General features: G+C 72.2%; 14 protein-coding genes and 1 tRNA gene. 5 read left to right on the top strand and 10 right to left on the bottom strand.

Annotated elements, in window-relative coordinates:
* Positions 1-51: 51 nt before the first annotated feature.
* A complete protein-coding gene (locus tag OIE51_RS19100) occupies positions 52-594 on the top strand; it encodes a GntR family transcriptional regulator (RefSeq protein WP_326598948.1) in 543 nt (180 codons plus the stop codon).
* Entirely contained in the window at positions 591-1,406 is an 816-nt protein-coding gene (locus tag OIE51_RS19095; RefSeq protein ID WP_326598947.1) for a GntR family transcriptional regulator, read from the top strand. Before OIE51_RS19100 ends, OIE51_RS19095 begins: the two co-directional genes overlap by 4 nt.
* On the opposite strand, the gene OIE51_RS19090 is transcribed toward OIE51_RS19095, so the two are convergent.
* The 3 genes from OIE51_RS19090 to uppS all read right to left on the bottom strand — a co-directional run bounded on the left by OIE51_RS19090 (position 1,380) and on the right by uppS (position 3,840).
* A complete protein-coding gene (locus OIE51_RS19090) occupies positions 1,380-1,862 on the bottom strand; it encodes a MarR family winged helix-turn-helix transcriptional regulator (RefSeq protein ID WP_326598946.1) in 483 nt (160 codons plus the stop codon). The two genes, OIE51_RS19095 and OIE51_RS19090, sit on opposite strands and share 27 nt — an antisense overlap.
* Before the next feature lie 290 nt (positions 1,863-2,152).
* Positions 2,153-3,040, bottom strand: a complete 888-nt coding sequence (locus OIE51_RS19085; protein WP_326598945.1) for a phytoene/squalene synthase family protein — start codon at positions 3,038-3,040, stop codon at positions 2,153-2,155.
* Positions 3,037-3,840, bottom strand: a complete 804-nt coding sequence (gene uppS, locus OIE51_RS19080) for a polyprenyl diphosphate synthase (protein WP_326598944.1) — start codon at positions 3,838-3,840, stop codon at positions 3,037-3,039. The genes OIE51_RS19085 and uppS overlap by 4 nt, the downstream gene beginning before the upstream one ends.
* Before the next feature lie 778 nt (positions 3,841-4,618).
* Here uppS and OIE51_RS19075 point away from each other — a divergent pair.
* A complete protein-coding gene (locus OIE51_RS19075) occupies positions 4,619-5,644 on the top strand; it encodes a DUF1259 domain-containing protein (RefSeq protein ID WP_326598943.1) in 1,026 nt (341 codons plus the stop codon).
* Between the two features lie 9 nt (positions 5,645-5,653).
* On the opposite strand, the gene OIE51_RS19070 is transcribed toward OIE51_RS19075, so the two are convergent.
* From OIE51_RS19070 to OIE51_RS19040, 7 genes are all read right to left on the bottom strand, one after another.
* Positions 5,654-5,725: transfer RNA gene (locus OIE51_RS19070), tRNA-Cys, on the bottom strand.
* A gap of 191 nt (positions 5,726-5,916) precedes the next feature.
* Positions 5,917-6,672: a GntR family transcriptional regulator gene (locus tag OIE51_RS19065; RefSeq protein ID WP_326598942.1), complete on the bottom strand. Its 756-nt coding sequence runs from the start codon at positions 6,670-6,672 to the stop codon at positions 5,917-5,919.
* A 35-nt stretch (positions 6,673-6,707) separates the two neighbouring features.
* Entirely contained in the window at positions 6,708-7,733 is a 1,026-nt protein-coding gene (locus OIE51_RS19060) for a Gfo/Idh/MocA family protein (protein WP_326598941.1), read from the bottom strand.
* Between the two features lie 28 nt (positions 7,734-7,761).
* Positions 7,762-8,664 (bottom strand): sugar phosphate isomerase/epimerase family protein, encoded by a 903-nt coding sequence (locus OIE51_RS19055; protein WP_326598940.1) that lies wholly within the window; start codon positions 8,662-8,664, stop codon positions 7,762-7,764.
* On the bottom strand, positions 8,648-9,511 hold the full coding sequence (locus OIE51_RS19050; RefSeq protein WP_326598939.1) for an ATP-binding cassette domain-containing protein: 864 nt from the start codon (positions 9,509-9,511) through the stop codon (positions 8,648-8,650). The genes OIE51_RS19055 and OIE51_RS19050 overlap by 17 nt, the downstream gene beginning before the upstream one ends.
* Positions 9,508-10,563: an ABC transporter permease gene (locus OIE51_RS19045; protein WP_326598938.1), complete on the bottom strand. Its 1,056-nt coding sequence runs from the start codon at positions 10,561-10,563 to the stop codon at positions 9,508-9,510. Before OIE51_RS19045 ends, OIE51_RS19050 begins: the two co-directional genes overlap by 4 nt.
* On the bottom strand, positions 10,560-11,570 hold the full coding sequence (locus tag OIE51_RS19040; protein ID WP_326598937.1) for a sugar ABC transporter substrate-binding protein: 1,011 nt from the start codon (positions 11,568-11,570) through the stop codon (positions 10,560-10,562). The genes OIE51_RS19045 and OIE51_RS19040 overlap by 4 nt, the downstream gene beginning before the upstream one ends.
* 181 nt (positions 11,571-11,751) lie before the next feature.
* Between OIE51_RS19040 and OIE51_RS19035 the strand changes: the two genes are divergently transcribed.
* Together OIE51_RS19035 and OIE51_RS19030 are read left to right on the top strand one after the other, a co-directional pair.
* On the top strand, positions 11,752-12,846 hold the full coding sequence (locus OIE51_RS19035) for a 5-dehydro-2-deoxygluconokinase (protein WP_326598936.1): 1,095 nt from the start codon (positions 11,752-11,754) through the stop codon (positions 12,844-12,846).
* Positions 12,843-13,721: a Cgl0159 family (beta/alpha)8-fold protein gene (locus tag OIE51_RS19030; protein WP_326598935.1), complete on the top strand. Its 879-nt coding sequence runs from the start codon at positions 12,843-12,845 to the stop codon at positions 13,719-13,721. The genes OIE51_RS19035 and OIE51_RS19030 overlap by 4 nt, the downstream gene beginning before the upstream one ends.
* Positions 13,722-13,733: the final 12 nt, after the last annotated feature.

The following is a 13,733-nucleotide window of genomic DNA, read 5'->3' as shown; positions in this document are numbered from 1 at the left end:
CGGTGTATGAGGCAGAGACGCACCAGCGTGCCAGCCATGCGGGAGGACGCCGTGAGCAGCAGCGATTGGGTCAACACCTCCGCGCCGTACCTGACTCCCCGGGAGGAGGGCGGGCGCGACGCCTGGAGCGAGGAGACAGCGGCGCGCGGACGGCGCGGACGACAGCGCGTCGTGCATGCCGGGGAGATCCCGGCGCCGCCGGATGTCGCCGCGCTGCTGGACACCGCCGGAGGGCAGCCGGTCGTCGTGCGCCGCCGGATCATGTATCTGGACGACTTGCCCTGGGAATTGACGGATACGTACTATCCGGCGCACATCGCCGTCGGCACCCGCCTGGCCGGCACGGCGAGGATTCCCGGCGGCGCCGTGACGCTGCTCGCCGCACTCGGCCACGTGGGCGCTCTGGTGCGCGAGGACGTGACGGCCGGGATGCCGAGCGAGGAGGAACGCGGGCTGCTGCGCGCCGGCCCGGGAGAGCCGGCGTTACGGCTGACGCGGCTCACGCTGGACGGCGCGGGGGTCCCGATCCAGGTGGACAAGATGACCATGCCCGCGGGGCGCCAGCGGCTTCGTTACGAACTCCGGATTGGATGACCTTGCCCAGGACAACCCCACGCGTCGAGGCGGACGCCGCCGACCCCCGCTCGCTGCACGAGCGCATCGCCGCCGACCTGCGCGACGAGATCATGAGCGGGGACCTGGCCCCGGGCGCCAACCTGCCCTCCACCGCCCAGTTGACCAGCCGCTTCGGCGCGTCGAACGCGACGGTACAGAAGGCCCTCGCGCTGCTGAAGGAGGAGCGCCTGGTCGTCGGCCGGGCCGGCGCGGGCGTCACCGTGCGCGAGCACCGGCAGCGCACCATGCGACCCGCCGCGTACATGGCCCCGGTGGCGACCGGGGAGCCGTACCGCTGGCTGGCCGAGGCGGAGAAGCTGGGTCTGCGGGCGACCGGCGAGCTGCTGGAGGTGCGCGAGACGACACCGCCCGCGGACGCGGCGGCGGCCCTGCGGCTCCCGGCGGGCGGCCGGGCGCTGCTGCGCAGCCAGGTGCTGCTGCTGGACGAGGAGCCGGTCGAACTGGTCAAGTCCTACTACCCGTTGGAGATCGTGCGGGACACCGCGCTGACGGAGCACCGGAGAATCAGGGGCGGCACCCCGACGCTGCTGGCCGAGCTCGGCTATCCGCCCCGGCTGAGCGTGGACCGGGTCTCGGCCCGGATTCCGACCCAGGAGCAGTACGCGCTGCTGCGCCTGCCGGGCGAGCTGCCGGTGCTGCGGACGCTGCGCGTGGTCTACAGCGACGGCGATGTCGCGATCGAGGCGTCGATCCTGGCGAAGGCGGGTCATCTCTACGAGCTGCGCTACGACTTCGGCCCATCGTCACCTCGGGGCGGAGACATCCCGTAGCGCCTGGGTGGCCGTCCGTACGAGCTCGGGTGGCAGATCGGCGAAGAGCTTCTCGTGAGCGGCCGAGTTCGCCCTGACGGCGGCCTCGGCCAACCGTCTTCCCTCGGCGGTGAGCCGGATGCGGGTGCCGCGCCCGTCGGCCGGATCGGCCTCGCGCCGGACGAGAGCGCGCGCGGTGAGGCGGTTGACGATGTTGCTCGTGCCTCCGGTGGAGAGCAGGAGGGCACTGCTCAGCTCGCTCGGCCGCAGCCGGTAGGGCGCGCCGGACCTGCGCAACGCCACCAGCACGTCGAACTCGGCCGGAGTGAGCCCGAATTCCGGCAGCACGCTTCGGGTGGCGGCGGCCAGCTCCCCGGCCAGCACGGTCACCCGCTTGATGAGCTCCGCCGCCGGGCCCAGCACGTCCGGCAATTCGGCCCGCCAGGCCGCGATCAGCTCGTCCACCAGATCCTTCACGTCCGACAGGGTAAGCCACCGGCAATTACCTTTTAGAAAAGCTTTCAAGTGAACTAAGTTGCTCCCGAGGGCCTTCTCCTCCGTGACGCCCCGCTCATCGACACCGAGCCCACCGCCCGCCCGCCCCGGCCACGATCCGCTGATCCGCTGATCGACGCGACCGGCCGGATGGCGCTGCCCGGCTTTGTCGCCCCCCACCGGCACACCACGGCGAGGTCATCTCCGCCGCCTCGAAATCCGTCCCCATGGTGGTCCCGCGCCCATGCGACCGGGAACACCCGGCATTTCTGTCAGGCTTGCCGTGTCGCCGCCGGCCACACCGGGGTGGGGCCCCGGCGCGTGGCCGCCAGGACGTCGTAGTCGTGGCGCGCGATCGCGCGCAGGATCTCCTCGTAGTACGTGATGCCCATCGTCCACACCACCTGGATCCGGAACGGCAGCGCCGGGAGTGCCGCGCGGCACTCCGTCCACAGGGGGTGGGCGCGTTCCGTCTCGAAATGGATCAGGGCGCGCACGGCCGGTGTCGCCCGGGAGCGGCACAGGTCGGCGGGGGTGACGCCGAAACGGTCCAGGTCTTCGCCGGGCAGATAGACGCGGCCCAGCCGACGGGCGTCGTCCCCGGTGTCACGGATGAAGTTGGTCAGTTGCTGGGCCCGCGCGAGCAGCGCGCAGTGCTCCCGCAGGCGGTCGGCGGGGAGGTCCAGGACCCGCAGCAGCCAGTCGGTGAACGGGACGGCCACGTCCGCGACATAGCGTTCCAGGTCGGCGTAGGTGGCGTAGCCCGTCGTGGTGAGGTCGGCGCGCAGCGCGGCCAGCCAGGCCAGATAGCCGGCCGGATCGATGCCGCAGGACCGCATGGTGTGCAGCCAGGCACGGGCGACCGGGTCGGGCGTCTCGCCCCGGGCGACGGCGTCGCGCACCAGCCCGGCCCAGGCGTCGAAATCCGCGCGGCGGACGGCGGTCGGGCCGTCGGTGTCCAAGAGGTCGTCGGGGTGGACGACCGCCTGGACCCACGCCCACAGGTGCGGGCGGCGCTCGCTGGGCACGCAGCCGGCGCCGGCGCCGAACAAGGCGCCCTCCCTGGCCAGCGTCATCTGCCGGCAGTAGGCGTACGAGGCGCGCAGGGCCGGGTCGTCGATGCCGGCCCCGAGCGGTGACCAGCACCCGTCGAACCTCATGCGGACGCGCCGGGCAGCCGACCGTGCGTACGAGTGCGGGCCGCGTAGATCTCGACGGCCCGCCACAGATCGCGTCGGTCGATGTCCGGCCAGAGCGTGTCCAGGAAGACCAGCTCGGCGTAGGTGGCCTGCCAGGGAAAGAAGTTGGAGACGCGCAGCTCGCCGGCGGTGCGGATGAGCAGGTCCACGTCGGGCAGTTCGGGAACGCTGAGGTAGCGGGCGAAGCACTGTTCGTCGATGCTCTCGGCCGCCACGCGCCCGTGGTAGACGTCCTTGGCCAGCGCCGCGGCGGCCTCGGTGATCTCGGAGCGGCCACCGTAGTCCACGCACACGGTCAGGGTGAGAACGGTGTTGTTCCGCGTCCGGTCCTCCAGGCGCCCCAGCGCGTCGGCGACATAGCCGGGAACGCGGGAACGCCGCCCGGCCCACCGCACGCGGACGCCCATCTCCTCCAGCTCGCGCTGGCGCGCCGCCGCCAGCACGCGGCGCGCCAGGGCCGAGAAGATGTGCCGGACCTCGACCTGCGGCCGTCCCCAGTTCTCCGTCGAGAAGGCGTAGAGCGACAGATGCGTCACGCCCGCCTCGATCGCGCCGTGCACGACTTCCCACCCCGAGCGTGCCCCGGCCTCGTGCCCGTCGGTGCGGGGCAGTCCGCGGTCGGTGGCCCAGCGGCCGTTGCCGTCCATGATGATCGCGACGTGCCGGGGCACCCGGTCGGCGGGCAGCCGAGGGGGCCGATCACCGGAGGGGCGCGGACCGGGACGGTGCCCGGGAAGGGCGCGCGACGATGTGACGTCCATGGAAAGGAGACTCCTTTCTGACCGTAGATAACAATTCAGCTTCGCCCTGAATATGCCAGGCGTATCAGGGCGTGAATCGTGGCGCGCGAGGCCGACAGCGGCGCCCGGGGGCGCGTATCGGAAAAGGGCGTCGCCCGCGCCGCCCCGGAAACCGGAAACGCGCTGCCGCGTTCGAGCCATCCGGCGACCGGAGGGAATCCCGGAGGAATCCGGAGGAATCCCGGGCACCTCCGGGAAAACGTGGCCCGGGCGGCACCCTCTCGCATGCCCGGGGCAAAGTGACGCGCCTTCTTCACCCCCGCGATACGTGGCGCCCAGGACGACACCCCCTCCGGCGCCGACCACGCACACCGTACGCACAGGCGTTTGGCCGAAAGCACACGAGCGAAGGCACGGCAAAGGGGGTAATCACCCACTAGGTCCGCACTCTCACGCGCGGGCCAGGGGCCGGGGGCCGTACCACCGTCGACCGGACGTGGGTGCGGGAAGGGGGGAACGGGGTGTTCCGTCATGGCTGCCGTCGACGCGCCCGCAATACCCGCGCGGGCGCCGACGGGAAAATCACTTCTTCACCGTGCGGAGACGTCATCACCGCCGGGAAGAGCCGCTCACGCCGAATCCGGTGACGAGGATGGGTACTCAGGCGTATTGATCCGAGGGCGGGCGCCCGACACCCGGCGCCCGGCATCCGGCATCCGGCATCCGGCATCCGGACGTGCCTTCCCTCATCCCTCCGGTATCACTGTCAAGCCACTTTCACCCGAGGGGATCGCAGAAGATGAGCAGAGACAGAGCGCGGAACATCCTCACCGCGACGGGCACGCCACGTCGCCGCATCATGGCCGCCGCCGCGCTGGCTCCCCTGCTGGCCGGGACGGTGGCGGGCGCGAGCGCGACCACCGCCGGCGCCCAGGACCACGGCCACGCCCACGAGCCGGAGCCGGAGCCGGAGCCGGGCGAGATGATCGAGCCGGTGACGACGACCGAGGCGGACTGGCAGGACGTCCAGGAGATTCTGGGTCGGCCGGGCGACATGCGGCGCCAGATGCTCTGGCACACGCCCTTCCTCCGCGACGACCTGCACGTGGTCTCGCAGGGCATCCGCATCAGCTCGGCACTGGCCCTGGGCACGCACGTGTCCTTCGTCCGCTATGCCGACGGCAGCACGATGCTGATGGGCGATCTGGTGGTCGCCGAGGACGAGCTCCAGCCGGTGACCGACGCGCTGCGCAAGCACGGCGTCGGGCAGACCGCCATCCACAAGCACCTGTTGACGCAGAGCCCCGCCGTCTGGTGGACCCACGTCCACGCCCACGGTCACGACCCGCTGAAGATGGCCCGCGGCCTGCGCGCCGCCATCGACCGCACCACCACCCCGCCGCCGACGCCACCGGGCCGCCCCGACCTCGACCTGGACACCGAGGCCATGGACGCCGCGATGGGCATCAGCGGCGTCCAGGACGACACGGTCTACAAGTACTCGTTCATCCGGAGCGAGACCATGACGGAGGGCCACCTGATCCTCCCGCCCGGCCTCGGCTCCACCACCGCCCTCATCTTCCAGCCCACGGGCCGCGGCCGGGCCGTGCTGAGCGGCGACCTCGCGATGGTCGGCGACGAGGTCCAGGACGCGCTGGTGGCCCTGCGGCGTGGCGGCATCAATCTGGTGACCCTGCACAACCACGGCCTGCGGGACGATCCGCGGCTGTTCTTCTTCCACGTCTGGGCCGTGGGCGACCCGGTCAGGATAGCCGGGACCCTGCGCCGCGCGGTGGCCACGACCAACGTCGAGCCCATCAACTGAGGTGCTGGGAGGCCGTGGCGGGAATCGAACCCGCGTAACTCGCTTTGCAGGCGAGTCCCTGAACCACTCGGGCACACGGCCGTGCGCTTTCGCGTGCTCACGACTCTGCCGCCCCGGCCTCCCGACGGTCAACCGAACCGGGCGAAGCGTAACGAAACCGTCAAGCGCCGTTCTCGGCAGTTCATGAAATCTCGGCCGTACGGGGAAATCGGGAAGCGTGAACGGGGGAAGCGGAGAGGGGGAGGAAGGGCCGGCGGGGCGGGAGACGCCCGCTACGGGCGGATCAGGAGCTGGAGCTCGAACGTATAGCGCGAGGCCCGGTAGAGATGCGAACCGTACTCGACCGCCCGGCCCGTGTCGTCGAACGCGGTGCGCTGCATGCTCAGCAGCGGCGCGCCCTTCGGCTCGGTCAGCAGCTCCGCCTCCTCCCGGGTGGCCGCGCGGGCGCCGATCGACTGGCGGGCGCTGTGCAGGGTGGTGCCGGAGGCGCGCATCAGCCGGTACAGCCCGGTGGATTCGAGCTCGGCGGCGGTCGGCTCCAGCATCCGCAGCGGCAGGAAGTTCCGCAGGTAGGCGATGGGGTCGCTGTGCGTGAGCCGGAGGCGCTCGATGCGGTGCACCTCCGCGCCCTCCGGGACGCCGAGGGCGGCGGCCACCTCGGCGGGGGCCGGGACGACGGAACAGTCCAGGACCCGGGTGGCGGGCCGCTGGCCGGCGGCCTCCAAATCCTCGTAGAGGCTGCTCAGTTCGAGAGGGCGCCGGACCTGGCTGCGCACGACCTGGGTGCCCACGCCCCGGCGGCGCACCAACAGGCCCTTGTCGACCAGCGCCTGGATGGCCTGACGGACCGTCGGGCGGGACAGGCCCAGCCGGCCGGCGAGCTCTATCTCGTTTCCCAGGAGGGTGCCGGGGAGCAACTTGCCGTGTTCGATAGCCGCTTCGAGCTGCTGGGACAACTGGAAGTACAGCGGCACCGGGCTGGTGCGGTCGATGCGAAACGCCACATCCACCGGGTCCTCCTTCCCCACGTTCGGAGCCTACCGCCACCCGGTGACATCCACTGTCAGGACGGGAAGGAAGGGCGATCGATCATCCGCACGGGCACCCGGCGGCCCGTGCGCCGCGCCTCGATCCCGGCCTCGCAGGCGGCGGCGACCGCGTAACCGTCCCAGGCGCCGGGCCCGGTGACGTACCCGCGCCGCGTCGCGTCCACCCACGCCTGCACCTCACGGTCGTAGGCGGCGGCGAACCGGGCGAGGAAGTCGGGCGCGATCGCACCGCCCCACCGCCCGGCGGTATTGGTCATCAGCCCGTGCGCCTCCCCGATCCGCGCGGTGCCGCGCTCGCACACCGCCTCGGCCTGCACCTGGTAGCCGAAGCCACTGTTGACGAAGATCTCCACGTCCACGATCGAGCCCCCGTCGGTCTCGAAGACGACGAACTGCGGGTCACCGAGCCCCGCCGGGGCGTGCGCGCTCGGCACCGGGCGCAGCACCTGGACGGCCGTGATCTCCTGGCCGAGCAGCCAGCGCGCCGCGTCGAACTCGTGCGAGACCGAGTCGTTGATCAGCATCTCGTCCGTGAAGTACCGGTGCACGGACAGGTTCCGGTGCCGGCAGTGCAGCATCAGCGGGCGGCCCAGCTCGCCGCTGTCCAGCAGCACCTTGAGCTGGACGTACTCGGCGTCGTAGCGGCGCATGTAGCCGACCTGTATGCGGCGGTGGCCCAGGCGGAGTTCGGCCTCCAGCACGCGCAGCGCGCTCTCGCTGCCGGTGGTCAGCGGCTTCTCGCACAGCACCGGCAGATCGCGCGCCAACGCGGTGAGCAGCGTCTCCTCGTGGGCGGGTCCCGGGGAGGCGATCAGCACCGCGTCGACGCCGGGCGCGGACATGGCCTCGGCCGGGTCGGTGTAGGCGCCGCAGCCCTCGATCCCGGCGGCCATGTCCTTGGCGCGGCCCTCGTCGATGTCGGCGACGGCGGCCACCCGGGCGCCGCTGATCACCTCGTCGATGCGGCGCACGTGGTCCGCGCCCATCATCCCGGTGCCGATCACGGCCACGCCGAGCCGCGGCCTGGCGTCGTTCGTCATGCGGAACTCCTCAGCTTCATCGGGGGGTTCATGCCCCGCACGCCGCCAGGAAGCGGCGGGTGCGGCGGGCGACGGGCAGCGGCCGGCCGGGTGGGCAGGGGTACATGTCCTGCTCGACGATGGCGAAGAGATCCACGCCCAGCCGCTGCGCGGCGGCCAGGACGGGCGGCAGCGCCGGGACCCCGGCGGGCGGCTCGGTCATCACGCCGCGCCGCACGGCCGGGCCGAACGGCAGCCCCTCGGCGACCACCTCGGCCAGGACCGCCGGGTCCACCTGCTTGAGGTGCAGATAGCCGAGGCGTTCGCCGTAGGTCTCGATGAGCCGGACGCTGTCGCCGCCGCAGTAGGCGTAGTGCCCGGTGTCCAGGCAGAGGCTGACGGCGCCGGGGTCGGTGGCGTCCAGGAAACGGGTCACGCTCGCCTCTCCGTCGATGTGCGTGTCCGCGTGCGGGTGGACGACGATCCGCAGGCCGAACTCCTCGCGCACGCGCCGCCCGAGGCGTTCCATGCCAGCCGTCAGATCCGCGAACGCGGCGGGGCTCAGGCGCTCGTCGTCGGTCCGCTCGCCGGTCACCGGGTCGCGCCAGAACTCGGGGATCACCACCAGGTGCGCGGCGCCCATCGCCCGGGTGAGCGCGGCGACTTCGCGCACGTGCGCCCAGGTGGCGTGCCAGACGGCGGGGCCGCGGTGCAAGGCGGTGAAGACCGTGCCCGCCGAGACGCGCAGGGCCCGGCGGGCCAGCTCGTCGGCGAGCCGGACCGGGTCGGTCGGCAGATATCCGTAGGGGCCGAGCTCTATCCACGGGTATCCGGCCTCGGCGACCTCGTCCAGGAAGCGGTCCCACGGCACCTGCTCCGGGTCGTCCGCGAACCACACACCCCAGGAATCGGGCGCCGAGCCGACCCGGATGCGGTCAAGAGCCTTCGTCACCGTCGTCCTCCCGCGCTTCGTCCGCGCCGCCCGCCCGGGCCAGCTCGTGCTGGAGCGCCGCCAGTTCGGCGCCGCCCGCCATGTGTGTGATCAGCTCCGCCGGCGTCACCGCGTCGCGCGCCGCGCTCAGCTCGACGGCGCCCAGCCGAAGGACGGTGAAGTGGTCGCCGACCAGATGGGCGTGGTGGGGATTGTGCGTGATGAAGACGACGCCCAGGCCACGCTCCCGCGCCGCCGCGATGTACTTCAGCACCACGCCGGACTGCTTGACGCCCAGCGCGGCCGTGGGCTCGTCCAGCACCAGCACGCGGGCGCCGAAGTGCACGGCGCGGGCGATGGCGACGGACTGCCGCTGGCCGCCGGAGAGCGAGCCGACGGGCTGTTCGAGGTCGTCGAGCGCGATCCCCATGCGGCGCAGCTCGGCGTCGGCCGTCCGCTTCATGCGCGCGATGTCCAGCCGCTGGAACGGCCAGGGGCCGCGCGTGAGTTCGGAGCCGAGGAAGAAGTTCCGCCACACCGGCATCAGCGGCACGGTGGCCAGGTCCTGGTAGACGGCGGCGATGCCCCGGTTGAGCGCGGCGCGCGGGCCGGAGAGCCGCACCGGCTCGCCGTCCACGCGGAACTCGCCCTCGTCGTGCCGGTGCAGCCCGGAGATGATCTTGATGAGGGTCGACTTGCCCGCGCCGTTGTCGCCCAGCACGCACGCCACTTCGCCCGCCCGCACGGTGAGATGGACATCGCGCAGTGCCCGGACGGGCCCGTAGCCCTTGCCGACGCCGACCAGCTCGACCAGCGCGGGAGCAGAGGTCTCGGCGATGTCGGGGATATCGGGGTTATCGGTGGTCACGCCCGCTTCACCTCCTCGCGCCCGGCTCCGCGTCCGCGCCGGGCGGCCGTGGCCTGTTTGCGCACGTACAGGTTGAGCAGCGTGGCGAGCAGCAGCACCGCACCGAGGAAGAACATGAACCAGTCGGGGTCCCAGTCCGCGTAGACGATGCCCTGGGAGACCATGCCGAACAGGAACGCCCCCACCACCGGCCCGAAGACCGAGCCGTAGCCGCCGGTCAGCAGGCAGCCGCCGATGACGGCCGCCGCGATGTAGAGCAGCTCGTTGCCGACACCCCCGCCCGACTGGACGGTGTTGAACGCGAAGAGCTGGTGCATGCCGACGAACCAGGCCGTGAAGCCGACCAGCATGAACAGGCTGATCTTGACGAACGTCACCGGCACCCCGACCGCCCGCGCGCTCTCCTGGCCGCCGCCGACGGCGAAGATCCAGTTGCCGTACTTGGTGCGCAGCAGCACCCAGGTGGCCAGGCAGGCGAAGCCGAGCCACCACAGCACGGTGATCCGGATGTCGGTGCCGCCGACCGTGAGGGTGGCCGCGAAGACGTTCTTCGCCTGGTCGAAGCCCTCCATATCACTGATGGAGTCGGTGGCCACGGTTCCCGTGATCGCCTTCGTCAGCGCGAGGTTGAGGCCCTGGAGCATCAGGAAGGTGCCCAGCGTGATCAGGAAGCTGGGCAGCCGGGTCCGCACCAGCAGCACGCCGTTGAACGCGCCGATCGCCAGCGAGAGGAGGAGCGCGACGAGCACGCCCGTCCAGACGTTCAGGGTGAGCTGGAAGGCGATCATGCTGGCGGTCAGGGCCGAGGAGACGACGGCGACACCGGCCGACAGGTCGAACTCGCCGCCGATCATCAGCAGCGCCACGGACAGCCCCATGATGCCGAGCGTGGAGGACTGATAGAGCACGGTGGACAGCGAATCGAGCTGCCGGAAGGTCGGCGCGACCGCGTAGAAGAGCAGATAGACGGCCAACGCACCGATCAGCACGCCCGTTTCGGGGCGGGCGAGCAGGCGCCGCGACCGGGCGGCGGCGGACACGGCGCGGCTCACCTCGTCCCGTTCCTGGCGAACCCGGCGATCTCCTCGATGTTCTCGCGGTCCACGAAGGCCGGGCCGGTCAGCACCGGTTCGACGCCGCCGCCGCTGAAGTTGCCGTTGTTGTGGAAGAGCCACAGGGCGTCGACGGCCAGGTAGCCCTGGAGGTACGGCTGCTGGTCGACGGCGAACTCCATGTCCCCGTCCTCGATCGCCGTGACCAGCTCGGGGTTGAGGTCGAACGTGGCGATCCGCGCGTCGCTGGCCGCGTCGTCCACCGAGCCCACGGCGGCGAGCGCGAACGGGGCGCCCAGCGCGACCACGTAGTCGACCGAGGAGTCCTGCCGCAGCTTGGCCTCGATGGTGGAGCGCACCGACGGCATGTCGGCGCCGTCGACGTAGAGGATCTCGCTCTCGCCCTCGAAGGTCGCCGCGACGCCGTCGCAGCGCGCCTCCTGGTCCACGTGGCCCTGCTCGTGGATGACGCAGACGGCGTGCTCGGCGCCGGTCTCGTTGAGCCGCTCCCCGAACGCCTCACCGGTCAGGCGCTCGTCCTGGCCGAAGTAGGAGAGCAGGTCCATCTCCCGCCAGGCGTCCATTCCGGAGTTGAGGCCGACGACCGGGATGCCCGCGTCCTCGGCCCGGCGGATGGCGTCGGCGAGGCCCTCGGGATGGGCGAGGGTCACCGCGATGCCGTCCACGTCCTGATCGATGGCGTTCTGGATGAGGCCGGCCTGACCGGAGACCTCGGGGTCACTGGAGTAGACCAGCTCCGCGTTGCTCTTGTGGGCCGCCGCCTCCGCTCCCTCGCGCACGGTGTCCCAGAAGGTGTCGCCAGGCGCGCCGTGGGTGATCATCGCGACCTTCATCCGTGGCGTGTCGGCCTGGCCCATGGCGTTCTCGGCCGCCTCCTCGGCGGCCTCCCGGGCACGCTTGCCACCGGTGTCGCTGCTGCAGCCGGACAGCAGCAACGCGCCGGCGGCACAGGCGGCCACCAGCGCGGCGTATCGGACGGTGTTCATCGGCCGGATCCTCACTTCGCTGTGAGAGCTCGGGGGGACATCGCGAGTCGCGGATCGTTTGTCCGGACGATACTGCCCATCACAAGCCCTATTGTCCATATGTCAGGACAAATCATTGACAGCCCTCCGGTACGCGACTACATGTGGGGGTGTCCCGCCCACCCGCCGAAAGGGCACCCGCATGGCCGGACCGCTCGACGTGATCACCATGGGACGCATCGGGGTGGACATCTACCCGCTCCAGACCGGCGTACCGCTCGCGGACGTCGAGACTTTCGGCAAGTTCCTCGGCGGCTCCCCCACCAACGTGGCCGTCGCCGCCGCCCGCCTCGGCCGCTCCGCGGCGGTCATCACCCGCACCGGACGCGACCCGTTCGGCGACTACTGCCACCGCGCGCTGCGGGAGTTCGGCGTGGACGACCGCTGGGTGACCGACGTGCCCGGCTCCCCGACCCCCGTCACGTTCTGCGAGATCTTCCCGCCCGACGACTTCCCGCTCTACTTCTACCGCCAGCCCACCGCCCCCGATCTGGTCATCCACCCCGACGAACTCGACCTGACGGCCATCGCCGCCGCCCGCGTCTTCTGGATGACCGGCACCGGGCTGTGTGCCGAGCCCAGCCGCACCGCGACACTCACCGCCCTCGCCGCCCGCCACGCGGCGGGCGACACCGACCGGGCCGCCACCGACCGGGCCACCGACCGGGCCGCCACCGACCAGGTAGCCACCGTCTTCGACCTCGACTGGCGGCCGATGTTCTGGCCCGACGGCTCGCCGGAGCGGGCCCGCCCCCACTACCGCGAGGCCCTGGCCCACGCCACCGTCGCGGTCGGCAACGTGGCCGAGTGCGAGGTCGCCACGGGCGAACGCGAGCCGCGCGCCTGCGCCGAGGCCCTGCTCGACGCCGGCGTCCGGCTGGCCGTCGTCAAGCAAGGGCCGCGCGGCGTCCTGGCCATGGACCGCGACGGCACCGTCGTCCAGGCCCCGCCGCACCCGGTCGAGGTGGTCAACGGCCTCGGCGCGGGCGACGCCTTCGGCGGCGCGCTCTGTCACGGGCTGCTGGCAGGCTGGGCACCGGACCGGCTGACGCGCTACGCCAACGCGGCCGGCGCGATCGTCGCCGGGCGGCTCGCCTGCTCGGCCGCCATGCCGCGCGCCGCCGAGGTCGACGCCCTCCTCGCCGCCGCGGCGCCCCACCCCGCACCCCCGCACTCCCGCACCACCCGGCACTCCCGCACCACCCCACCACCCCACCACGAGGAGAGGTTCCCTTGACCATCAGCGTCTCCGAGATCGCCACGGTGCGCGCCCGACATCCCGAGGCCATCGCCGAGGCCGCCGCCCGCCGGCACCGGCGCCCGTTCCTCGGCGAGCGCGGTCGGCTGATGATCGTCGCCGCCGACCACCCGGCGCGCGGCGCGCTGCGCGTCGGGGACCGGAAGCTGGCCATGGCCAGCCGCGTCGACCTGCTGGAACGGCTGACGCTCGCCCTCTCCCGGCCGGGCGTCGACGGGGTCCTCGCCACCGCCGACGTCCTGGACGACCTGCTGCTGCTCGGCGCCCTCGACCGCAAGCTCGCCATCGGCTCGATGAACCGCGGCGGACTGGCCGGCGCCGCCTTCGAGCTCGACGACCGCTTCACCGGTCACCGCGCCGAGTCGCTGGAGCGGCTGGGCTTCGACGGCGGGAAGCTGCTGCTGCGCATCGACTACGCCGACCCCGGCTCGCTCGCCACCCTGCACGCGACCGCCCGCGCCATCGACGAGATGGCCGAACGCCGCCTGCCCGTCTTCGTGGAGCCCTTCATCTGCCGCCGGGTGGACGGCAAGGTGAGCACCGACCTGAGCGCCGAGGCGGTCGCCACGTCCCTCGCCATCGCCTCCGGCCTCGGCGGCACCTCGGCCTACACCTGGCTGAAGGTGCCGGTCACCGCGGACGCCGCGGAGATGGGACGGGTCATGGAGACCTCCACACTGCCCGCCGTGCTGCTCGGCGGCGACGTCGGCCGCGACCAGGAGGGCACGTACGAGCGGTGGCGCAAGGCGCTGCGCCTGCCCACCGTGCACGGCCTGATCGCCGGCCGCTCGCTGCTCTACCCGGCGGACGGCGACGTGGCACGCGCCGTGGACACGGCCGCCGGACTGCTGTGAGGATCTGAGGCG

It is taken from the genome of Streptomyces sp. NBC_01803 (genome assembly GCF_035917415.1).
Taxonomy (GTDB): Bacteria; Actinomycetota; Actinomycetes; order Streptomycetales; family Streptomycetaceae; genus Streptomyces.
This window is presented reverse-complemented; position numbering and strand designations above follow the sequence as displayed.

Coding starts and splice junctions, on each gene's coding strand:
- OIE51_RS19095 (WP_326598947.1), top strand. CDS start 591: ATGACCTTGCCCAGGACAACCCCACGCGTCGAGGCGGACGCCGCCGAC.
- OIE51_RS19085 (WP_326598945.1), bottom strand. CDS start 3,040: ATGAGGTTCGACGGGTGCTGGTCACCGCTCGGGGCCGGCATCGACGAC.
- uppS (WP_326598944.1), bottom strand. CDS start 3,840: ATGGACGTCACATCGTCGCGCGCCCTTCCCGGGCACCGTCCCGGTCCG.
- OIE51_RS19075 (WP_326598943.1), top strand. CDS start 4,619: ATGAGCAGAGACAGAGCGCGGAACATCCTCACCGCGACGGGCACGCCA.
- OIE51_RS19060 (WP_326598941.1), bottom strand. CDS start 7,733: ATGACGAACGACGCCAGGCCGCGGCTCGGCGTGGCCGTGATCGGCACC.
- OIE51_RS19040 (WP_326598937.1), bottom strand. CDS start 11,570: ATGAACACCGTCCGATACGCCGCGCTGGTGGCCGCCTGTGCCGCCGGC.
- OIE51_RS19035 (WP_326598936.1), top strand. CDS start 11,752: ATGGCCGGACCGCTCGACGTGATCACCATGGGACGCATCGGGGTGGAC.